The 20111-nt window shown below is 72.3% G+C and carries 21 protein-coding genes; 11 read left to right on the forward strand and 10 right to left on the reverse strand.

The window, feature by feature from the left end; all coding sequences use genetic code 11:
* The 3 genes from ACRYCC_RS06000 to ACRYCC_RS06010 all read left to right on the forward strand — a co-directional run bounded on the left by ACRYCC_RS06000 (position 1) and on the right by ACRYCC_RS06010 (position 2461).
* Positions 1-1167: an acyl-CoA dehydrogenase family protein gene (locus ACRYCC_RS06000; RefSeq protein WP_433809497.1), complete on the forward strand. Its 1167-nt coding sequence runs from the start codon at positions 1-3 to the stop codon at positions 1165-1167.
* 200 nt (positions 1168-1367) lie between these two features.
* Entirely contained in the window at positions 1368-1976 is a 609-nt protein-coding gene (locus tag ACRYCC_RS06005) for a TetR/AcrR family transcriptional regulator (protein WP_433809499.1), read from the forward strand.
* 11 nt (positions 1977-1987) lie between these two features.
* On the forward strand, positions 1988-2461 hold the full coding sequence (locus ACRYCC_RS06010) for a hypothetical protein (protein WP_433809501.1): 474 nt from the start codon (positions 1988-1990) through the stop codon (positions 2459-2461).
* Between the two features lie 62 nt (positions 2462-2523).
* On the opposite strand, the gene ACRYCC_RS06015 is transcribed toward ACRYCC_RS06010, so the two are convergent.
* Positions 2524-3288 carry an SDR family NAD(P)-dependent oxidoreductase gene (locus ACRYCC_RS06015; protein ID WP_433809919.1) on the reverse strand — a complete coding sequence of 255 codons (765 nt, stop codon included), beginning with the start codon at positions 3286-3288 and terminating at the stop codon, positions 2524-2526.
* Between the two features lie 61 nt (positions 3289-3349).
* Here ACRYCC_RS06015 and ACRYCC_RS06020 point away from each other — a divergent pair, with 61 nt between their 5' ends.
* On the forward strand, positions 3350-3694 hold the full coding sequence (locus ACRYCC_RS06020) for an ArsR/SmtB family transcription factor (RefSeq protein WP_433809503.1): 345 nt from the start codon (positions 3350-3352) through the stop codon (positions 3692-3694).
* 40 nt (positions 3695-3734) lie between these two features.
* On the opposite strand, the gene ACRYCC_RS06025 is transcribed toward ACRYCC_RS06020, so the two are convergent.
* Positions 3735-4673 (reverse strand): GlxA family transcriptional regulator, encoded by a 939-nt coding sequence (locus tag ACRYCC_RS06025; RefSeq protein ID WP_433809505.1) that lies wholly within the window; start codon positions 4671-4673, stop codon positions 3735-3737.
* Between the two features lie 86 nt (positions 4674-4759).
* On the opposite strand from ACRYCC_RS06025, the gene ACRYCC_RS06030 reads away from it, so the two are divergent.
* Positions 4760-5998: an MFS transporter gene (locus tag ACRYCC_RS06030; RefSeq protein WP_433809507.1), complete on the forward strand. Its 1239-nt coding sequence runs from the start codon at positions 4760-4762 to the stop codon at positions 5996-5998.
* Here ACRYCC_RS06030 and ACRYCC_RS06035 read toward each other — a convergent pair.
* A complete protein-coding gene (locus ACRYCC_RS06035; RefSeq protein WP_433809509.1) occupies positions 5919-6986 on the reverse strand; it encodes an ArsR/SmtB family transcription factor in 1068 nt (355 codons plus the stop codon). The genes ACRYCC_RS06030 and ACRYCC_RS06035 overlap by 80 nt on opposite strands.
* Positions 6987-7059: 73 nt before the next feature.
* Here ACRYCC_RS06035 and ACRYCC_RS06040 point away from each other — a divergent pair, with 73 nt between their 5' ends.
* The 5 genes from ACRYCC_RS06040 to ACRYCC_RS06060 all read left to right on the forward strand — a co-directional run bounded on the left by ACRYCC_RS06040 (position 7060) and on the right by ACRYCC_RS06060 (position 13535).
* Positions 7060-8385, forward strand: a complete 1326-nt coding sequence (locus ACRYCC_RS06040) for an MFS transporter (protein ID WP_433809511.1) — start codon at positions 7060-7062, stop codon at positions 8383-8385.
* A gap of 152 nt (positions 8386-8537) precedes the next feature.
* Complete coding sequence (locus ACRYCC_RS06045) at positions 8538-10751, forward strand: WD40 repeat domain-containing serine/threonine protein kinase (protein ID WP_433809513.1); 2214 nt, start codon at positions 8538-8540, stop codon at positions 10749-10751.
* A gap of 99 nt (positions 10752-10850) precedes the next feature.
* Positions 10851-12281 (forward strand): ferredoxin reductase family protein, encoded by a 1431-nt coding sequence (locus ACRYCC_RS06050; protein WP_433809515.1) that lies wholly within the window; start codon positions 10851-10853, stop codon positions 12279-12281.
* A 16-nt stretch (positions 12282-12297) separates the two neighbouring features.
* Positions 12298-12759, forward strand: coding sequence for an FMN-binding protein (locus ACRYCC_RS06055; protein ID WP_433809517.1), 462 nt, complete (start codon positions 12298-12300; stop codon positions 12757-12759).
* Entirely contained in the window at positions 12756-13535 is a 780-nt protein-coding gene (locus ACRYCC_RS06060; protein WP_433809519.1) for an FAD:protein FMN transferase, read from the forward strand. Before ACRYCC_RS06055 ends, ACRYCC_RS06060 begins: the two co-directional genes overlap by 4 nt.
* A 73-nt stretch (positions 13536-13608) precedes the next feature.
* Here the strand turns inward: ACRYCC_RS06060 and ACRYCC_RS06065 are convergent, their stop codons facing one another.
* The 7 genes from ACRYCC_RS06065 to ACRYCC_RS06095 all read right to left on the reverse strand — a co-directional run bounded on the left by ACRYCC_RS06065 (position 13609) and on the right by ACRYCC_RS06095 (position 19544).
* Positions 13609-14277 (reverse strand): GntR family transcriptional regulator, encoded by a 669-nt coding sequence (locus ACRYCC_RS06065; protein WP_433809521.1) that lies wholly within the window; start codon positions 14275-14277, stop codon positions 13609-13611.
* A gap of 116 nt (positions 14278-14393) precedes the next feature.
* Positions 14394-15347, reverse strand: coding sequence for a VOC family protein (locus tag ACRYCC_RS06070; RefSeq protein WP_433809522.1), 954 nt, complete (start codon positions 15345-15347; stop codon positions 14394-14396).
* 67 nt (positions 15348-15414) lie between these two features.
* A complete protein-coding gene (locus ACRYCC_RS06075; protein ID WP_433809920.1) occupies positions 15415-16506 on the reverse strand; it encodes a 4-oxalomesaconate tautomerase in 1092 nt (363 codons plus the stop codon).
* A 5-nt stretch (positions 16507-16511) separates the two neighbouring features.
* Positions 16512-17306: a DUF1932 domain-containing protein gene (locus tag ACRYCC_RS06080; protein ID WP_433809524.1), complete on the reverse strand. Its 795-nt coding sequence runs from the start codon at positions 17304-17306 to the stop codon at positions 16512-16514.
* Positions 17303-18004, reverse strand: a complete 702-nt coding sequence (locus tag ACRYCC_RS06085) for a 4-carboxy-4-hydroxy-2-oxoadipate aldolase/oxaloacetate decarboxylase (protein WP_433809526.1) — start codon at positions 18002-18004, stop codon at positions 17303-17305. The genes ACRYCC_RS06080 and ACRYCC_RS06085 overlap by 4 nt, the downstream gene beginning before the upstream one ends.
* Before the next feature lie 10 nt (positions 18005-18014).
* Entirely contained in the window at positions 18015-18806 is a 792-nt protein-coding gene (locus ACRYCC_RS06090) for a PIG-L deacetylase family protein (RefSeq protein ID WP_433809527.1), read from the reverse strand.
* A gap of 105 nt (positions 18807-18911) precedes the next feature.
* On the reverse strand, positions 18912-19544 hold the full coding sequence (locus tag ACRYCC_RS06095; RefSeq protein ID WP_433809529.1) for a TetR/AcrR family transcriptional regulator: 633 nt from the start codon (positions 19542-19544) through the stop codon (positions 18912-18914).
* A gap of 84 nt (positions 19545-19628) precedes the next feature.
* Between ACRYCC_RS06095 and ACRYCC_RS06100 the strand changes: the two genes are divergently transcribed.
* A complete protein-coding gene (locus ACRYCC_RS06100; protein ID WP_433809531.1) occupies positions 19629-20108 on the forward strand; it encodes an SRPBCC family protein in 480 nt (159 codons plus the stop codon).
* Positions 20109-20111 lie beyond the last annotated feature (3 nt).

Consider the following 20111-nt stretch of genomic DNA (forward strand, 5'->3'; position numbering starts at 1 on the left):
GTGGACTTCGAGCTCAGTGACGAACAGCGGCTGTTCCAGCAGACTCTCCGGGACTTCGCCGACAAGGAGATCGTGCCGGTCGCCCCCGAGTGGGAACGGACCGGCCGGTACCCGACGGAGATCGTCGAACGGCTGCGGGAACTCGGGCTGTTCGGTCTGAACGTGCCCGAGGAGTACGGCGGGCTCTCCGCCGACCGGGTCTCCTACGCCCTGGCCTTCGAGGAGATCGCCCGAGCCTGGCTGGGCGCGGCCGGGCTGATCGGCCCGCACTCGGTCGCCTGCCTGATGATCGCGCGCAACGGCACGTCCGCGCAGAAGGAGCGGTATCTGCCCGCGATGGCGAGCGGCGAGCTGCGGTCGGGGATCGCGCTGACCGAACCGGGTGCGGGAACCGACCTGCAGGGGATCGAGACGATGGCGGTCCGGGACGGCGACCACTACGTGGTGTCGGGGACCAAGACCTGGATCACCAACGCCCGGGTCGCAGGCCTCCTGCCCGTCCTGGTGAAGACCGGGCGGGCGGAGCGGGCCCACGAGGCGATGTCGGTGCTGCTCGTGGAGACCTCCTGGCCCGGCTTCACCGTCACCCGGGACCTGCCCAAGCTCGGGTACAAGGGACCGGAGACCTGCGAACTCGTCCTCGACGAGGTGCGGGTGCCGGTGGAGAACCTCCTGGGCGGCGCGGAGGGCCGCGGGCTCCAGCAGGTCCTGGGCGGGCTGGAGATGGGCCGGATCAACATCGCCGCCCGGGCCGTCGGGGTGGCACAGGCGGCGTACGAGGCGGCCCTCGGCTACTCGCGTGACCGGGAGGCGTTCGGCCGGCCGATCGCCGACTTCCAGGCCATCCAGCTGAAGCTCGCCGACATGGCCACCGAGATCCAGGCCGCCCGGCTGCTCACCTACTGGGCGGCGGCCAGGGCCGAGGCGACCGGCGGCCGGGTCGACCTCGAAGCGGGCATGGCCAAGATGTACGCCTCGGAGGTCGCCATCAAGTGCGCGCTGGAGTCGATGCGCATCCACGGCGGCTACGGCTACTCGGCGGAGTTCATCGTCGAACGGCTGTACCGGGACGCCCCGCTGATGGCCATCGGTGAGGGGACCAACGACATCCAGCGCCTGGTCATCGCCCGGTCGCTGGTGTCGGGCAAGGGGCGGCCGGGCTGGTGACCCGCCGGCACCCGGGTCGGCCGTCCTGAGCCCGGGCGGCCGTCCTGCCCCCGGCCGCTCCGCGGCGGGATCTCAGGCGCGGCGCGATCGGCCCTCTTGACCCGGCGGCTCGACGCACGCCGGTTGACGTTCATGTGACCCTTGTCACAGGTCTGTAACCAACCTAATATAAATTCAGTAGGTTGGTTGAAGGGAGTCAGATGTCCGATCAACGGCCCTATGCCGCGCTCCTCGCGAAGGGCGAGGACCGCAGGCAGCGGATCCTGGCCGCGGCGCAGCGGTTGCTGACGTGGAACGGATGGCGGGGCACGACGCTCGGGCAGATCGCCCGGGAGGCCGGGGTCAGCCCGGCGGGCCTGCTGCATCACTTCGAGTCCAAGGAGCAGTTGCTCCACGCGGTTCTCGACGCCCGCGACGCCTACGACGACACCCATGCCGACCGGTCGGGCGACATCCTCGAGCAACTCGAAAGAGTCCCGGAGCGGTTCCAGCGGGCACCCGATCTGGTCGGCATGTTCATCGTCCTCCTCACGGAGAACCTCAACCCCGATGCCCCGCTGCACGGACGCGTTCTCGGCAGGTACCGGGCCGCGGTCGACACCGTGGCGCATCTGATCCGGCGGGGCCAACGCGCAGGCAGGTACCGCGCCGACCTGGATCCGGCCGTCAAGGCGGTGGAGATCGTCGCCTTTCTCAACGGGATAGAGACATCATGGCTGCTCGACCCTTCGATTCCGCTGACCGATGTCTTCAAGGAGTACACCGGATCGCTCGCCCGGCAGTTCGCCCCGCCCTCAGACACCCCCTGAGGCACCGGCTGGTGGTCGTCACGCCCAGCATGGTGGACGTGGTGCGGTTCGCGGGCGGCTGGCTGTTCGACCGGGTGATGGCCGGGTGGGACGTCACGGTGCTCACCGCGGACCGCGCCGATTCCCGGCCGTTGCGGATCCTCGGAGCCCGCGCCGTCGACCTGGAGCGCACGCTGGCGTCACCGGTCCGGCGCCCGCAGCCGCAGGCCATCGCGGTCGGCACCGATCTGTACGGCTCCGACGAACGAGTCCGGCGGATGGTGCTCGACGCGCTCGACGCAAGGCTGGTCGAGGTGCGGCTCTGGGGTGACCGCTGGCCGGCGGACCTCGGCGACGGCGTCGACCCGATACGGCACCGGCTGAGCGCGGCCGCGCGGGCGTTCAAGGCGCAGGCCCTCGCGGCGGCCGCCGTTCCGGTCGATTCCTGTGACGTCACCGAGGTCTTCCGGCGGAGCGAACTGCGCCGTCCCTCGGGGAGCGCCTGACTCGTCCCGGCGCGGCCTCCGGGCCCTGCCACCGGATCCGGGACGGGGATCCGTTCTGCCGCTCAGGTCAGTTCGAGTCCGCCGTCGACGGTGAGGACCTGCCCGGTGAGCCAGGCGGTGTGCGCGTCGGCGAGCCGCAGGATCCACGCGGCGACCTCGGCGGGGTCACCGCGGCGGCCCAGCGGGATTCGCGCCGCCTCGTCGGCCTTGATCTGGTCGATCACGGCGCTCGGGAGGCCGGCGGCGGTCAGGGCCTCGCTCTCGGTCGGGCCGGGGGCGACGGCGTTGACCCGGACCCGGTCGGGCGCCAGCTCCAGCGCCCAGCTGCGGGTCAGATGCTCGAGTGCGGCCTTGGACGCGCCGTAGTGGCCGGCGCCGGCCGCGGGCCGGTGCCCGAAGGTGCTGGAGACGTTGACGATCGCCCCACGGGAGACCTTCAGATACGGCAACGCCGCGCTCGCCAGCAGGCTGGGAGCGGTGACGTTGATGGCCAGCACCTCGGCGACGCGGGTGGCGGTGACCTCGCCCAGCGGCATCGCGGTGAACATCCCGGCGTTGTTGACCAGGACGTCGACGCGGCCCCACCGGTCGAGGGCGGCCTGGACGACCGCCGCCGGCCCACCGTCCTGGCTGAGGTCGGCGGGAAACGCCACGATGGCCGGATGGTGCGCGGCGGTCGCGGCGAGGGCGTCCGCCCGGCGGCCGACCCCCAGGACGTGCGCTCCCGCGTCGGCGAACGCCGCCGCAGTGGCACGTCCGATGCCCGAACCGGCTCCGGTCACGATCACGACCTGGTCGGCGAAGTGGCTGGTCACCGGGTCTGACATGGTCACGACAACCTCCGTTGTTCGATGTTCGTTGAATATCAAATGAAGCTAGCATGCAGGCGTGAAGGATCCTCACCACCCCGACCTGAGCGAGATCACGATCACCCGCGTGCTGGCCGCCCTCTCCGACCCCATCCGGCTCGGGCTCGTACGGCTGCTGGCCGACGGCCGGGAACGCGGCTGGGGTGAGCTGCGGGCACCGGTCGCCAAATCCACCTTGAGTCACCATCTGAAGGTGCTGCGGAACTCGGGCATCACCCGCACCCGTCAGGAAGGCACCCGCTGCTTCGTCCAGCTGCGCCGCGATGACCTCGACACCCGGTTCCCCCAGCTGATGGCGACGGTGCTGTCCGTGGTGGCCGCCGACGGCGTCGGCGCGGACGTCACGCTCGGCCCCGGCCCGTGAGCCGGCCCTTGCCGCGGGCCACGGCCGGATCCGGCCGGGGTCAGCGGAAGGAGCGCCGGTAGGCGGCGGGCGTGGTGTTCAGCGCGGAGTGGAAGCGGCGGCGCAGGTTCACCGCCGAGGACAGGCCGACGCGCCGGGCGATCGTCTCGACGGGGAGGTCGGTCTCCTCGAGGAGGGCGCGGGTGCTGGCCATGCGGCGGTCGAGCAGCCAGCGGCCGGGGGAGACGCCGAGCTGGTCGGTGAAGTGACGGCTGAGGGTACGGCGGGAAACGCCGGAGCGGGCCGCCATGTCCTCGACCGTCAGCGGCCGGTCCAGGTTGGCGGTGATCCAGTCGAGCAGCGGGGCGAGCGAGTCGGGGACCGGGCCGGTGGTCGGCAGCTCGGGGTACTGGCGCTGGCAGCCCTCCCGGTGCGGGGCGGCCGCCAGCTGCCGGCCGATCCGCATCGCCAGGGCCGCGCCGTGGTCGCGCCGCACCTGGTTCAGGCAGAGGTCGACGGTCGTGGCCGAGGCGCCGGCCGTCGCCACGTCACCGTGATCCACGTAGAGCACGGACGCGTCGGGCCGGACCCGCGGGAAGCGGGCGGCGAGTTCGGCGGTCAGCTCCCAGTGGGTGGCGGCGGTGCGGCCGTCCAGGAGGCCGAGGCTCGCCGGGATGTAGATCCCCGAGCAGATGGCCATGATCCGCGTGCCGCGGGTGTGGGCCGCGAGGACCGCCGTGCCGAGCTCGGGGGAGATCTCCCAGTCCGCGCACCAGCCGGAGATGAGCAGGGTGTCGGCCTCGGCGAGGGCCTCCAGCCCGCGCTCGACGATCATGTCCACGCCCATGGTCGTCCGGACCGGCCCCGGACGCTCGGCGCAGAGCGCGAAGTCGTAGTGCCGGGGGATGTCCGGGCCGTGGTAGCCGAAGACGGCGGAGGCACTGGTCACCGGGTACATCTCCTGGGGCGGGCTCACCAGGGTGACCACGCGGTGGCTCATGGCACGAATGTACCTGATGATGTCATTGTGGACGCCTGCGGCCGGCTTTAGAGGGTGTCGAAAATGGTGCCCATGGAGCTCAGGAAATGACCGCACTTCTCGGCCGCGAAGAATCCCTCACCGCGTCGGCCAGGCTTTGGACCAAGGACTTCGCACTGTATTTCACCGCCCGGGTGGTGTCGCTGCTCGGTGACGCGATGATGCCCGTCGCGGCGGCACTGGCCGTCGGCGCGATCTACGGGGTGTCCGGCGTCGGCTATGTGCTGTCCGTCTGGACCGCTCCATTCGTGATCTTCGTGTTGTTCGGCGGGGTGTTCGCCGACCGGCTGGGCGCCCGGACCATGATGGTCGGCGCGGACGTCGTACGGATCTTCACCCAGACCACGGTGGCCGTCGCCTTCTTCACCGGGACCCCGCCGCTGTGGCTGCTGCTGTCCGCCTCGTTCCTGTCCGGGACGGCCGCCGCGATGTTCCAGCCCGGCGTCAACGGCATGGTGCCCCTCGTCGCTGGGGATCCGCAGCGCGCCAACGGCACCCTCAAGATCGCCGACGCGGCCACCCAGCTCGGCGGGCCCGTCCTCGCGGGCCTGCTGATGGTGCTGACCGGCGCGGGCGCCGTCTACGCCGTCGACGCGGCGACCTTCCTGCTCAGCGGCCTGTGCCTGGCCTTCATCCGGCTCGCCCCGGCCGCCGGGGCCAGGGAGCGCTCGACGGTCATGCTCGACCTGCGCCGCGGCTGGACGGAGTTCCGCTCCCGCAGCTGGATGTGGTCGGTGATCCTCATGTGGGTGTTCTTCGGCGTCCTGGTCTTCGGCCCGTACATTCCGCTGAGCTCCCGCCTGATCGGTGACCGGCTCGGCGAGGCCGCCTACGGCTGGGTGATGGCCGGCTTCGGCGCCGGCACCGTCCTCGGCGGGCTGGTCGCGATCCGGTTCCGGCCGTCGCGACCGCTCGCCGCCGGCGGCGTGGCCATGTCCGCGTTCGCGTTCATCCCGCTGTCGGTGGCGCTGGAACTGCCGTTGCCGCTGCTGATGGCGGGTCATCTGCTGGGCGGGGCGGCCTGGGCGTTCTGGTCGGTGATGTGGTCGACGAGCGTGCAGACGCAGGTCGCCGCCGACGTCCTCAACCGGGTCACCGCCTACGAGGTGGCCGGATCGGTGGCCGGCGTCGCCGTCGGCCAGGCGCTGGTGGGGCCGGTCTCGGACCTCGTCGACCCCCGGGACCTGCTGTTCGTCTCCACCGGCGTCAGCTTCGCGGTCTGCGCGGCCCTGCTGCTGACGCCTCCGGTCCGGCGGCTGCGCCGAGCCCGGGACCAGCCGGGGTGACGACGGGCTCACGCCGGCCGGCCAACCGGTCGCCGAGAGGGCTGCGGCGGTACAGGACCTGCCGTCCGCTGCGAGCCCGGGTGACCAGGCCCGTGGCGTACAGCACGCGCAGGTGCTGGGACACCGCACTCGGGGTCACCCTCAGGCGGCGGGCGAGCTCCACCGTGGCCAGCGGCTCATCGAGGAGGTGGAGCAGCCTCGCTCTCGGCACGCCGAGCAGCGACGCGAGCGCGGGCGCGTCGGTGGCCGGCGCCGGGGCCCACAGCGTGGCCACGCCACGGCTGGGATACACCAGCAGCGGCGGTTCCTCCGGGCTGATCGGGGGCGTGGGTTTGTGGGCGAACACCGATGGCACGAGCAGCAGCCCTCGGCCGGACGCCGCGACGCGGTGCCGGCCGATCATCTGGTCGATGTGCAGCACGCCGTTCCGCCACTCCAGATTCGGGTGCATGTCGGAGAACAGCAGGCGAGCGCCTCCGATGGCCAGCTGCCGCGCACGGTAGGTCATGTCGGCCTCCAGCAGCAGCTGGACCTGCGGCCATATCGGCCGGACGGCGAGCTCCCAGTACTGCCGCAGGAGCTCGCAGAGGGCATCGCGGAGCCCGACGACGGACGCGTCATCGGCGGCGGTGGCGTCCCGGAGGGCTTCGGGGAGCGAGCCCGGCGCGTGCGCGGCCCGCAGGTCGCGGCGGACCAGATCGGGAGCGGCCCGGCGGACGCGGGCGAGTTCTTCCTCGAAGGCCGGGGCGAAGCTCGCGGGGCGCGGGGTCAGGAAGTCGGGGAGGGCGCGGGTGTCCCCGACCAGGGACATCAGCAGACCGCTGTCGAGCGCGCCGAGCCCACCAAGAACGGACCTGCGCCACGGGAGGTGCAACGCGGACAGGCCCGGGTCTTGCAGCACCCGCAGGCTGAGCATGGTCTCGTTCAGGGGCGAGACGGCGAAGCGCGTGTCCGCGAGGTCCTCGACGCCGAGCACAAAGTCGATCATTAAGCCGTACGCTACATCGATTGGCGGCGGAACGCCGGTGCCGTGGACTTCGAGGCATGACACCTGCGATTCCATGGCACGGCGATCCGCACAGGCCCGGCACGCGGCGCGGGCGGGCCGGTGGGCCGAGATGAGCCGCCGGATGGTCCTGATCCTGGCCGTGACCTGCGCCGTGGCCGTGGGCAACATCTACTTCCCGCAGGCGGTAAGCCCGCTGGTCGCCGCCGGGCTGGGGGTGTCACCCGATTCCGCCGCGCTGGTGGTGACCGCCACCCAGGTCGGCTACGCCGCCGGGATCTTCCTGCTGGTGCCGCTCGGCGACCGGCTCCCGCATCGCACGTTCCTCGTCACCCTGCTCGCTCTGACCGGCGCGGGCCTGCTCGCCGCGGGCTGCGCACCCGCCCTCGCGCCGCTCGTCGCCGCGAGCGTCCTCGTCGGTGTCACCACCGTGGCCGCGCAGGTCGTCGCCCCGCTGGCGGCCGGGCTCGTGGCCGCCGATCGCCGCGGAGCCGTGATGGGCACCCTGCTGAGCGGGTCGATCGGCGGCATGCTGCTGGCCCGCACCTTCAGCGGGTCGCTCGGCGACTGGCTGGGTTGGCGGGCCCCGTACCTGGTGGCCGCCGTCCTGGTCCTGGTCCTCGCGGCGGTCCTGGCCTTCGCGGTGCCGGTCACGACCCCGCCCTCGCGCCGGCCGTACCCGGCACTGCTGGCCGAGTCGCTGCGCCTGCTCCGCACCGAGCCGGACCTGCGCCGTTCCTGCCTCTACCAGGCGACGATCTTCGCGGGGTTCTCGGCCGTCTGGACCTGCCTGGCGCTCCTCCTCGCCGGTCCGGCGTACGGCCTGGACGCGCAGGCGGTCGGCCTGCTCGCCCTGGTCGGCGGGGCGACCATGCTCTGCACCCCGCTCGCCGGACGCCTGGTGGACCGCCGGGGGCCCGATCCGGTGAACCTCGTCTGCATGCTCGGGGTCCTCGTCTCGGCCGTGGTCCTCGCCGCAGGCGCCGCGGGCGGCGCGCCCGGTCTCACCGCCCTGATCCTCGGCACGCTGCTGCTCGATGTCGCGATGCAGTCCGGCATGGTCGCCAACCAGGCACGGGTCCTCGCCCTGCGTCCCGACGCCCGCAGCAGGCTCAACACCGCCTACATGACCTGTGCCTACCTGGGCGGCAGCGCGGGCTCGTGGCTCGGGGTGCGCGCCTACGGCCAGGCCGGATGGCCGGGAGTGTGCGCGCTCGTGGCGTTGCTCGCCGCGCTCGCCCTGGCCCGACACCTCGTGGTGCTGTTCGGCCGGAGGCCCGGTCCAGCGCGGCAGCGCATCCACCACCGGGCGGCGGATCCGGATCCCTCCCGGGCGTGCTCGGACGATCGGGCGGTAGCCGATCGTCCGTATGGCCGGTGATCCCGCCGGGCCGCGAAGGCGGCCACCGGCGTGGCGGTCTTCGCCGCCGATCCGGTGCACGGACGGGCCGTTTTTTGAGAGGCTCTGGTCGGGTCGCATTCGGGGGAGCACCCTCCAGTTCGTCTTGACCGCGGGTGGCTGAGAGAGGCGGCGTGGTGGAGCCTGGGGTGCTGCTGGGCGGCAGGTACCGGCTGGCCGACCGGCTGGGGCGGGGCGGCATGGGGGAGGTGTGGTCGGCCGCCGATCAGGAATTGGGCCGGCGGGTGGCGATCAAGGTCGTGCTGGCGGACCTGGGCGCTGATCCGGCGTTGATCGCCCGGCTGCGTCACGAGGCCAGGACGGCGGGCGGCTTGCAGCATCCCGCCATCACCGTGGTGCACGACATCGGAGAGCACGACGGGCATCCGTTCTTCGTGATGGAGTTACTGGAGGGCACCGACTTCAACACCCTGCTGACCCGCGACCCCGGTGGGCTGCCGGTCCAGCAGGTGGTGGCGCTGATGGGCCCGGTGGCCGAGGCACTGGCCTACGCCCATCGCAAGGGCGTGGTGCATCGCGACATCAAGCCCGCCAACCTGATGAAGCTGACCGAGGGCGGGGTCAAGATCTGCGACTTCGGGATCTCCCGTTACGCGGACGCCACCACCCAGCTCACCCAGCCCGGCAGGCTGCTGGGCACACCGGCCTACATGGCTCCGGAGCAGTACGAGAGCAGGCCCGCCGATGCCCGCACCGACCTGTACTCCTTCGGCTGCACCCTGTACGCCCTGCTGACCGGCCGGCCGCCCTTCACCGGCCCGTCACTGGCCGCCGTGATGCACCAGCACCTCACCGCACCCCCGCCCCGGCTCACCACGGAACGCCCGCACGTCCCGGCGGAACTGGAACAGTTGCTGCTGCGCCTGCTCGCCAAGGACCCCGGCGACCGGCCCGCATCCGGCACCCAGGTCAGCGAGGCCCTCCGTGCCCTGCCCGCCGCCGCGACCCCGCAGACGCACACGGCACCACCCGAGACGGCTCCGCCGGTCAGGCCGCCGACGGCACCGGCGACCATCGCCGGTCCGGGACCCCGCCTCCCGGCCTCGCCCGCCGAGACCGGCGCCGCCGAGCCGGACGGCAGCGGAGTCGAGCCGGAGACCGGCGGTACCGGGCCGGGGACCGGCGGTACCGGGCCGGGGACCGGCCCGCAGGCCCGGCCGCGGACGGTCGGGCCCGCCGAGACCGGCCCGGCCGCGGGTACCGGGCCGACCGATCAGGAGGCCGCCACGGCGCCCCCGATCCGCGCCGCTCCGAAGCCGGGAGCCACCCGCCGCCGGCTGCTGCTCGCCGTGCTCGTGGCCGGGGCGGTCGGCGTTCCGGCCGGAGTGGTCCTCTTCGACTCCTCGCCACGTCCTGGCGCCACCCGTATCTCTCCCAGCGTCTCCGGCGTCTCCGGCGCACCGGCCGCTCACCAGGTCGCCCCCAGCAGGGAGCGCACGCTGACCGGGCACTCCGGTGACGTCGACTCGGTGGCGTTCAGCCCGGATGGCAAGGCTCTCGCCTCCGCCGGTGGTTACGACAAGACGGCACGGCTGTGGGACCTGGCCACCGGCCGCACCACCGCCACCTTCGCGGCCACGCTCGCCGGCACCGTCCATGACGACGCGGTCGACTCGGTGGCGTTCAGCCCGGACGGCAGGACCTTGGCCACCGCCACCTACCACAACGAGACCGTGCGGCTGTGGAATGTCCGAACCGGCCATGTCACCGCCACCTTCGCCGGCGTGTCGGTGGTGTTCAGCCCGGACGGCAGGACCGTGGCCACCGGCAGCTACGAGAAGGCGGTCCGGCTGTGGGACGTGGCCACCGGCCGTACCACCAGAACCCTCACCGGCGTCGATGTGGCGTTCAGTCCCGACGGCAGGACCGTGGCCACCGTCGGCAACGGCGCCGGCAACCGCGCCGCCGGCCGGAAGGCACAGCTGTGGGATTCGGCCACCGGCCGTATCGGCACGACCCTCACCGGCCATGCCGACTACGTCCTGTCGGTGGCGTTCAGCCCGGACGGCAGAAGCCTGGCCACCGGCAGTTCCGACAAGACGGTTCGCCTGTGGGACGTGGCGACCGGCCGTACCACCAGGACTCTCACCGGCGGCGGCAGCGGCGCCGTCTTCGCGGTGGCGTTCAGTCCCGACGGCAGGACTCTCGCCACCAGCAGCGGAAGCACCGGCTCCGACAACGCGGTCAGGTTGTGGGACGTGGCCACCGGCAGCCTCACCGCCACCCTCCCGGGGCGGGGCCTCACCTCGGTGGCGTTCAGCCCGGACGGCACGACTCTCGCCACCGGCGGCTTCGACGGCCACATCGGGCTGTGGAGGATCAGGTGATGACCTGCCGGCCACGGCCGCCCGCGGGCGCCGGGTTTCTCATGCAACCTTCAGAGAAGGTGATCGTAGGTTTCATCGTCCGGGCCGATCGTGGAGGGCATGACGACCACAGCCGCGTCCCGGCCCGCTGAGCCTCGATCGGCTCGTTCGCCCGGTGTCGCCCGGCCGCGCCCGACCCCTCGCTGGTGGGCGGACGCGGCCGGTGCCGGCGCGGGGCTGAGCCTGCTGGTCGTGACGGCGCTCTGGATGAGCGAGCGGGGTGTGCAGCAGGCACTGGCCGGCGGCCCGGACGCCGTGTCGGCGATCGGCCGGCTGACCGGACTCTGGGCGTCGGATCTGCTGCTGGTGCAGGTGCTGCTGATGGCGCGTGTGCCCTTGGTGGAGCGGGCGTTCGGGCAGGACCGCCTGGCCCGCTGGCACCGGTGGACGGGGTTCACGTCGTTCCATCTGATGCTGGCCCACCTTGTGCTGATCACGGTCGGTTACGCCGGATCGACCCACGCCAACGTGTTCGCGGAAGCATGGGAATTGATCGTCTCCTACCCGGGCATGCTGCTGGCCACCGCCGGCACCGCCGCGCTGGTCATGGTCGTCGTCACGTCGGTGCGGGCCGCCCGGAGGCGGCTGCGGTACGAGTCCTGGCACCTGCTGCACCTCTACGGCTATCTCGGCGCGGGCCTCGCGCTCCCGCACCAGCTGTGGACCGGCACGGACTTCGCCGGTTCCGCGTGGGCGAGGACGTACTGGTGGACGGTGTACGGGGTGTCGGCCGGCTCGGTCCTGGTCTACCGCATCGGGTTGCCCGCCTGGCGCAGCCGGCGGTACCGGCTGACCGTCAGTCACGTCGTGCCGGAGGGGCCCGGACTGACCTCGGTCTATCTCCGGGGCCGCCGGCTGGAGAAGCTGCCGGTCCGGGCGGGGCAGTTCTTCCAGTGGCGCTTTCTCGACGGGCCCGGCTGGTCGCGATCACACCCGTACTCGCTGTCCGGTCCCCCTCGTGGCGATCGTGGCGATCTCATCCGTATCACCGTGAAGGATCTCGGCGACGGCAGCGCCCGGATCGCGTCCCTCCGGCCCGGGACGAAGGCGCTCATCGAGGGGCCGTACGGGAGGCTGACCGGCGAGACGTACACCGGCGGCCCGGTGGTGATGCTGGCGTGCGGCATCGGCATCACACCGTTGCTGGCCCTGCTGTGGGATCTTCCCTACCGCCCCGGCGACGCCACGCTGGTCTACCGGGCTCGTAACGAGGCGGAGGCGGCGTTCCGCGGCGAGCTGGACCGGCTGGCCGCGGAACGCGGGGTGCGGGTGGTCTACGCGTTCGGCCCGCGCTCCGCGCGGCCTTCGTGGCTGCCGCTGACATCGGCCGCCCACGGCGACGTCGAGGCGCTGCGCCGAGTCGCGCCCGCCATCGCCGGTTCCCACGTCTACGTCTGCGGTCCGGACGCGTGGACCGAGGCGGTGCGCGCCGCCGCGCGCACCGCGGGGGTCCGCGCCGATCACCTGCACACCGAACAGTTCGCCTGGTAATTCGAAGGAAGTGACGATGCGACGGATCACCCTCTGGCTGTTGTCCACGGTGGCGGTGCTGGTGCTGCTGTTCAGCTATCGCACCAGCACCATGGGCGGCGGCACGGCGGCCGGCGCGGGCGCCACGTCCGGCCGGAACCCGGAGACCCCGGGCGGCTCCACCGGCACGGCCGCCGGCGGGAGCGGCGCACCGAGCGGCACCACCACCTACAAGGGCTCGGTCGCGCAGACCCGCTGGGGACCGGTGCAGGTCACCATCACCGTGACCGGCGGAAAGATCACGGATGTCGCGGTGCCGGTCTACCCGAACGGCAACCCCCGGGACGAGGAGATCAACGCCTATGCGCTGCCCGTCCTGCATCAGGAGGCACTGGCCTCCCAGAGCGCCGACATCGACACCGTCTCCGGCGCGACCGTCACCAGCGACGGCTACAAGCAGTCCCTGCAGGCCGCCCTCGACGCCGCCCACCTGTCATGACCACCGCCGTTCCGCGCCGGGCGTGGGTCGAGCAGATCATGGGCCTGCCGATCAGCATCCATGTGCGCGGCGGCGACCCGTCCGACGCGCACGTCGAGCACCTCGTCGCCGGAGTCTTCGACGACCTGTGCCACGCCGACGCCGTGCTCAGCCCCTACCGCGCCGACAGTGACCTGTCCCGCTGGGAGCGCGGTGAGCTCGCCCTCGCCGACGCCGACCCCGCGCTGGCGGAGGTGATGGCGTTGTGCGAGGAGGCGAGGGAGCGCACCGGTGGCTGGTTCGACCCGCGTGGGCTGCCGGACCCGCGCACCGGCGTCCCCCGGTACGACCCGTCCGGCCTGGTCAAGGGCTGGGCGGTGCAGCGCGCCGCCCGGCACCTCGCGGGCCTGGACGGGTACGGATGGTGCGTCAACGCCGGCGGTGACGTCCTGGTGCACGCACCCGCCGGCCGGCCGCCGTGGCGGATCGGTATCGAGGACCCGGACGACCCGGCCCGGGTGATGCGGGTCGTGGCCCGCTCCGGCGGCGCGGTGGCGACCTCGGGCACCGCCCACCGCGGTGCCCACATCATCGATCCGCGCACCCGCCGGCCGGCCACGTCGGTGCGGGCGGTCACCGTCGCCGGGCCGGAGCTGCTGTGGGCCGACGTGTACGCCACCGCCGCCGCCGCCGCGCAGGGCCCGGCGTCGCTGGCCCGGCTCGACGGTCTCGACGGCTACGAGGCGCTGCTGGTCACCTCCTCGGGTCTGCTGCGCACCACTCGCCGCTGGCCCTAGGGCCGACCACCACGCGAGCCGGTGACGCTTCCCCGCTCAGCTGGAGGCACGAGAGTCCGGGTGTTCCGGGGCCTCAGGACTTGGCCAGGACCGCTGCCTCGGCGTGGGGCTTCGCGGAACCCGAGATCTGGGTGATCACGTCGCGCAGGTGCTCGTGCATCGCGGCCTCCGCGCCGTCCGGGTCCCGTGCGACGATGGCGTCGATGATCTTCTCGTGCTGGCCGAGGGAGACGGCGGGCCGCCCCGGCTGGAGCGACAGCCGGAACTGGTGGCGGACGAGCTGGCCCTGGAGCCGGGTGAGGATGGTGCGGGCGGTCACCTGCCCCGCGATCTCCTGGATGAGGGCGTGCAGTGACGCGTTGAGATCCGAGTAGGCCAGCGGGTCGTGTGCCGCCACCTTCTCGCGCATCGCCTCCCTGATCGCGAGCAGCCGCTCGGCCTGCTCGGGCGTCACCCGCTCGGCGGCCTTCGCCGCCTGCAGGCCCTCGAGCACCATCCGTACTTCCGTGATCTCCACGGCCTCCTCGGTGGAGATCACGCGGATGCGGGCGCCCTTGTTGCGCTGCACCTCGACAAGGCCGTCGGCGACGAGTTCGCGCAGTGCCTGCCGTACGGTGGAGCGGCTGACCTGGTAGAGGTCGGACAGCTCGGACTCGACGAGGCGCTGCCCGGCGGTGAAGTGCCCGTCCAGCACCGAGCGGCGGATCTTCACGACCAGATCCTGGGGATCGCCCGGTCCCATGATCTTCCTCCCGTGTCGGTCGGCCTGGAGCGGCGACTGAAAGTTGTCAACATTATAGGTACCGAACATGCGCATGATCTTTAAGCGCTCACCCGGGTCGCCCGCGGACCAGGGCATCACGTGATCACGGGGGTGCCGTGGGTGTGGAACGTGTCGATGGTCTTCAGCCCCCACGCCTGGCCCTTGGCGCGCTCCGCCTGCGTCCAGCTGATGACCTCCCAGTCGGGGGCCAGGATCAGCCGGGCGCCGGCGTTGCACAGCTCGATGCGGTTGCCGCCGGGCTCCCAGACGTAGAGGAAGAACGTCTGCTGGATGGCGTGCTTGTGCGGGCCGGTCTCGATGTGGATGCCCGCCTCGAGGAAGACGTCGGCGGCCCGCAGGATGTCCTCCCGGGTGTCGGTCGCGAACGCCACGTGGTGCAGGCGTGCCCGCGCGCCGAGCCAGTCGGCGGTGTAGACGAGGTCGTAGGACTTGTTGCAGACCGAGTACCAGATGGCGGCGGGCTCACCGTCGTCGGTGACGATCTGTTCGGTGGCGCGTGCGCCCAGCGTGCCCGTCATGAAGGTGGAGGCGGCCGGTACGTCGGCGGCGAGGTAGTTCACGTGGTCCAGACGCCGGACGTTCGCGCCCCTCCCGGGGAAGGCCGAAGCCTGGTTCTTCAACGACGGCCGGTGCTCCCCGGTCGCGACGTACCTCTCCGTCTCGTAGTACAGGCCGAGGTCGTGGCCGTCCGGGTCGGTGCAGAGGTAGACGGGCCCGAGCCCGAACTCCGACTCGCTCCATCCCGTGCCGAGGCCGGCCGCCTCGACGGCCTCGACCCGGCGCCGCAGGGCCTGCGGGCCGGCCGCCCGCAGGAAGGTGCGGCCGACGCCGGCCTGGTCCCTGGCCGTGATCTTCACGGTGTAACGCTCGTAGTCGTCCCAGGAGTGCACGTAGATCGAGTCGCCTTCCCGGTGGACCTCCTTCATCCCCATCAGGTCGACGAAGAAGGCGCGGGTCTCCTCCGGTACCGAGGTGAAGAGCTCGACCGATCCCACATGGGCGATGTCGCGGAACGCTTCTGGCTGCATCGGACCTCCTCTTGGCCGCTGCCGTGCTCAGACGGCTCACGGTGCCTGCGTGCCCAGGACTGCGGATTCACGGCCGGGGGTGGTCCTGGCGCGGCCAGACCCGGCCGTCGAACAGCTTGCGCGCGGTGCGCACCACCCCCGAACGGCGGACGCGCAGGGCCGTCCCGTGCCCCGACACCTCGACCGAGGTGTCGAAGTGGCCGGTCGGATGCTCGATCCGCAGGGTGTCTCCCGGCGTCGTGCGCGCGGCCACCTCGGCGGCGACCGAGCCCTGCACGAGGACGGCGGTGGCGACCGAGACCGCTCCCAGGACGCCGATGGAGGTGTGGACCCGGTGCGGGATGAAGGTCCGGGTCGAGAGGGTGCCGCCGTCGCGGGGGGCGGCCACCAGGGTCATCTTGGGCACCGTGGTCGTGCGCACGTCGCCCAGCCCCATGAGCTCCCCCGCCCGGAGGCGGATCTCCTCGACCTTCGCCTTCAGCGTCGCGTCGCCCTCCAGCTCGGCGGGGGACTCGTAGCCCGTCACTCCGAACGCCCCGGCGGCCATCAGCACGACGGGCATGCCGTTGTCGACGCAGGTCGTCTCCACCCCGGCGATGTCGTTCCGGACCGATCCGGTGGGCAGGAGACCGCCGCACGTGGACCCCTCCGTCTCCTCGAAGTAGAGGGTCACCGGTGCGGACGGGAAGGGCACGCCCGAGATGAGCGTGCCGCCCGCGTACCGCACCCGGCCGTCACGGGTGTCCACGGTGGCGGTGGCCACGCCCCCGTCGACGATGCGGATGCGCACGGCGGTGGTGTCGCCGGCCACCGGGACCAGCCCGCGCTCGAGGGCGAACGGCGCGACGCCGGCCAGGATGTTCCCGCAGGTCTGCCGCGCGGAGACCCGGGCCTCGGCGACCTGCACCTGCAGGAACAGGTAGTCCACGTCGATGTGCGGATCCGCCGAGCGCGACACCACCGCGACCTTGCTGGTCAGCGGATGCCCCCCGCCGATCCCGTCGATCTGCCGGGCGTCGGGCGAGCCCATCAGCCGCAGCAGCAGATCATCGCGCCGGTCCTCCTCCGCGGGCAGGTCCTCCGCGAGGAAGTAGGCCCCCTTCGAGGTCCCGCCGCGCATCAGCATGCACCGGACCCCCACGTCCTCGATCTCCTCCATGGTGGTCACGGCTCCGCCCCCCACCGCGGAACGCCCCGGTCGGACACCGACCTCAGGACCTCGGCGGTGGCCCGGGTCATCGTCGCGGGCTCTCCGGCCGCCCTGGCCATCTGGGCCGCCGCCTCCATCTCGGCCACGCGCCGTACGCTGTGCAGCGCGGTGCCGCCGAGGAGCCCGCGGATCACGTCGCCGTCGAGCTCGGTCAGGGTGCCGACCAGGTGGTCGTAACACCATTCCCCCAGCTCCTGGGTCTCCGCGACCCGCAACGACTCCACCATCAGGGCGGTCAGGCCCTTCACCACGATGCTGCGCAGCAGCTTCCGCGCCGCCGCCTCGCCGACCTTCCCGCCGAGCGAGGTGATGTCCATCCCGCAGGCGGACAGCAGCTCCGCGGCCCGCCCGGCCCCGGGGCCGGCGGCCAGGACGGGTGTCCGCACCAGCAGCCGGAGCACGGGCGCCATCAGCACTCCCTCGGCGAAGGTCAGCCCGTGCGCGGTCGCGGTCTCCGCCAGGTCCCGCTTGAGGCCCGGGCTCCCGGTGGACAGATCGAGGTAGGCCGCACCGTCCGCCGTGTGCCCGAGGGCGGATTTCAGCGCGCCGGGCGCATCGGCGGCCGCCGTCAGCGCGATGATCACCTGTGCCCCCGCCACGGCCTCGGCAGGGGTCTCGGTGACGGTGAAGCCGGCCGGGCGCTCCGTCCACGCCGGGTCGAAGCCGGTCACGTGCGCGTGTGCGCTGAGACCCTGGGCGATCGCGTAACCGGCTTCACCGAGTCCGAGCAGGGCGACGTGCGGCTTCATGCTTCCCTCTCGGGCAGGTCGTCGACATAGCTGACCCCGAGCCGGGACAGCAGTTCGCGCAGGCCGTACATGTCGACGCCGAGCACGCCGGACCGGAAGGACTCCCGCTTGTCCTCCTCTGCCGCGATCCGGGCCCGCGCCCTGGCCAGCGCGCCGGGGGCCGACCGGACCGGCACGCACACGACCCCGTCGTCGTCGGCGATCACGACGTCGCCGGGCCGCACCACCTGGCCGCCGCAGACCACCGGCACGTTGACCGAGCCCGGGCTGGCCTTGACGGTGCCCTGCGCGGAGACGGCGCGCGCCCAGACGGGGAAGCCCATCGCGCGCAGGGCGGCGATGTCGCGCACCCCCGCGTCCGTCACCAGCCCGACCACTCCGCGGGCGAGCAGCGAGGTCGCGAGCAGATCCCCGAACATGCCGTCGGTGGAGGGAGAGGTCGTCGTCACCACGAGGACGTCGCCCTCCCGGCACATCTCCACCGCCGCGTGGATCATCAGGTTGTCACCCGGATGGCACGACACCGTGATCGCGGGGCCCGCGATCACCGCGCCCTCCAGCCGGGGGCTGACGGCCGGCGCCACGAGCCCCGTACGGCCCAGGGCCTCGTGCACCGTGGCCACGCCGGCCTCGCGCAGCCCCCGTACGACCTCCGGCTCGGGGCGTGTCACGTTCCGTACGACAAAGTGCCCTGCCATGCCGGCCCTCCTAGCCCAGCTCTGAGGTGACCTGCGGGAAGACCCGCTGGTACGCCTCGGCGAACGTCTCCACGGGCAGTCCCAGGTTCGGTCCGCTGTTGCGCTTGGCCTGGACCCCGCGCCGGCGGCCCAGATCGCTGTAGTACTCCACCAGGTGGCCCTGCGCGCCGAGACTGCGCATCGCCGCGAGCTTCTGTTCCCACACCGGCGTGACGTCCAGCAGTACGTCGGGCCGGAAGCCGCACACCTCCGGCTGGTGCGGCTCGAAGCAGAACACCGGGGGAGCGCCGATCACCTCCCCGTCACCGGGTACCCCGGCGGCCTGGGCGAGGATCCGGGTCCTGCGGGCGATCTCCCCGGCGACGGGGTGATCGATGTTGTACGGGTCGTCCGGCGCGTGGGTCAGCACGACCGACGGCTGCAGGTTCCGGTACAGGCCGACCAGTGACCGGGTCAGCTCCGGCGTCTCGACCAGGGGGTAGTCGCCCGCGTCGAAGAAGACCACCTCGGCGCCCAGCGCGCCGGCCGCCTTCTCGCCCTCCTCGCGCCGGACCGCCTTGACCTCGTCCAGGCTGTGCCCCTTGCGCCACAGACTGGCGGACTCGCCGCGCTCGCCGAAACTGAGGCAGGCGATCACGGCGCGCTGCCCGCTCCGGGTCGCCAGTGCGATGGCCCCACCGGCGCGCCAGACGAAGTCTCCTGGATGAGCGGTGATGACCAGCAGGGGTCCCTTGGCCGACATTCCCGTCCGTTTCCCGTGCGTGGCGGCGACACCGCCGATCGCCCGCATGGCATCATTCACTACGAGATTGTCAACAATATGGCCAACCATCTATCTGCCGCAACCGGGTCGCCTGGAGCGGGCGAGCGGCGGGCGGCCGCCGCCCCCGGGACGGTCGAGGGCCGGCTACCGCGGCGCTCCCGGCGCACGGCCGGTCAGGTAGTGGTGGAGCATGGCGACCAGTTCGTGCTCGAACCGCCCGGCGTCGTCCGGTTCGCCGTAGGAATAGAAGCGGTGCACCAGCGACTCGATCGAGTTCACGACCAGGCGTGCCGCCATCGCGAGATCCGTGACCCGCACCTGCGGGTCGGCCGCGAGCAGACCGCGGGCGGTCTCGATCGCCTGCTCCTCGGCGGTGTGCAGCATCCTGAGCAGTTCGGGAGGGCGGGGAGCCTCCTCGAACAGCACCCGGTGCAGTGCCGGGTCGTCGCGATGGTTGTCCATGGCCACCCGTACGAACAGCCTGATCTTGTCCTCCAGCGAGTCCGGCAGCCCGGCGTCCAGCCGCCGCGTCATCGCCTCGATGCCCGCTTCGGCGTGCGCGGTGACGAGCTCGGCCAGGATCGCGTCCTTGTTCGGGAAGTACTGGTAGAGCGAGCCGATGGAGTGGCCGGCGGCTTCGGCGATCCGGTTGGTGGTGCCCGCGGAGTAGCCGTGTTCGGAGAAAACGCGAGCAGCCGCGGCGAGGAGGCGGGCCCGCGTCTCGATTGCGCGCTCCTGACGCGGAGCCTTGCGGGGCCGCAGCCGCCTGGACGTCACCGACCCGGCCTCCGTAAAAGCGAGTAGCCAGCAAATCGAGCGATTGCTCACAATTCTAGGAGGAGAGAGCCGAGGGAGTCACCGATGAAGACCATCCACGTCCAGACCGAGCTGCCCACCAGCGCCGACCGGGTCTGGGACGCGATGCAGTATCCGGGCTCGTTCCTGTACGTCACCCGGGGGCTGTTCGGCTTCCCCGCCCTGACCGGCCGGAGCAGCAGGTTCCGGCAGGCCGAACACGGCAGCGGCCGGCTCACGCTCTTCCACGTCGTCCCGTTGTGGCGGCACAGGATGCGGCTGGTCTCGCTCGACGACACGACCCGCACCATGCGCTCGCACGAGCACGGCGGGCCGATCAGGACCTGGAACCACACGCTGCACGCCGAACCGCTCGGCCCGGACCGCTGCCGCTACAGCGACACCGTCGAGATCGACGCCGGCCCCTTCACCGGGCTCACGGTGCTCATCGGGCGGCTGATCTTCCGCTACCGGCAGCGCCGCTGGCACGGGCTGGTGCGCAAGCACCTCATGGCCGGCGGCCCCCGGTACGCGCACCGGCCCTAGCGT

The sequence above is a fragment of the Actinomadura scrupuli genome (assembly GCF_050971785.1).
GTDB lineage: Bacteria > Actinomycetota > Actinomycetes > Streptosporangiales > Streptosporangiaceae > Actinomadura_E > Actinomadura_E scrupuli.

Bases quoted from the DNA above. Each gene is read 5' to 3' on its own strand.
- ACRYCC_RS06060 (WP_433809519.1), top strand. From the start codon at position 12,756: ATGACCACCGCCGTTCCGCGCCGGGCGTGGGTCGAGCAGATCATGGGC.
- ACRYCC_RS06050 (WP_433809515.1), top strand. From the start codon at position 10,851: ATGACGACCACAGCCGCGTCCCGGCCCGCTGAGCCTCGATCGGCTCGT.
- ACRYCC_RS06030 (WP_433809507.1), top strand. From the start codon at position 4,760: ATGACCGCACTTCTCGGCCGCGAAGAATCCCTCACCGCGTCGGCCAGG.
- ACRYCC_RS06005 (WP_433809499.1), top strand. From the start codon at position 1,368: ATGTCCGATCAACGGCCCTATGCCGCGCTCCTCGCGAAGGGCGAGGAC.
- ACRYCC_RS06070 (WP_433809522.1), bottom strand. From the start codon at position 15,347: ATGCAGCCAGAAGCGTTCCGCGACATCGCCCATGTGGGATCGGTCGAG.
- ACRYCC_RS06085 (WP_433809526.1), bottom strand. From the start codon at position 18,004: ATGGCAGGGCACTTTGTCGTACGGAACGTGACACGCCCCGAGCCGGAG.
- ACRYCC_RS06055 (WP_433809517.1), top strand. From the start codon at position 12,298: ATGCGACGGATCACCCTCTGGCTGTTGTCCACGGTGGCGGTGCTGGTG.
- ACRYCC_RS06040 (WP_433809511.1), top strand. From the start codon at position 7,060: ATGGCACGGCGATCCGCACAGGCCCGGCACGCGGCGCGGGCGGGCCGG.
- ACRYCC_RS06075 (WP_433809920.1), bottom strand. From the start codon at position 16,506: ATGGAGGAGATCGAGGACGTGGGGGTCCGGTGCATGCTGATGCGCGGC.
- ACRYCC_RS06015 (WP_433809919.1), bottom strand. From the start codon at position 3,288: ATGTCAGACCCGGTGACCAGCCACTTCGCCGACCAGGTCGTGATCGTG.
- ACRYCC_RS06080 (WP_433809524.1), bottom strand. From the start codon at position 17,306: ATGAAGCCGCACGTCGCCCTGCTCGGACTCGGTGAAGCCGGTTACGCG.
- ACRYCC_RS06100 (WP_433809531.1), top strand. From the start codon at position 19,629: ATGAAGACCATCCACGTCCAGACCGAGCTGCCCACCAGCGCCGACCGG.
- ACRYCC_RS06065 (WP_433809521.1), bottom strand. From the start codon at position 14,277: ATGGGACCGGGCGATCCCCAGGATCTGGTCGTGAAGATCCGCCGCTCG.
- ACRYCC_RS06025 (WP_433809505.1), bottom strand. From the start codon at position 4,673: ATGAGCCACCGCGTGGTCACCCTGGTGAGCCCGCCCCAGGAGATGTAC.
- ACRYCC_RS06035 (WP_433809509.1), bottom strand. From the start codon at position 6,986: ATGATCGACTTTGTGCTCGGCGTCGAGGACCTCGCGGACACGCGCTTC.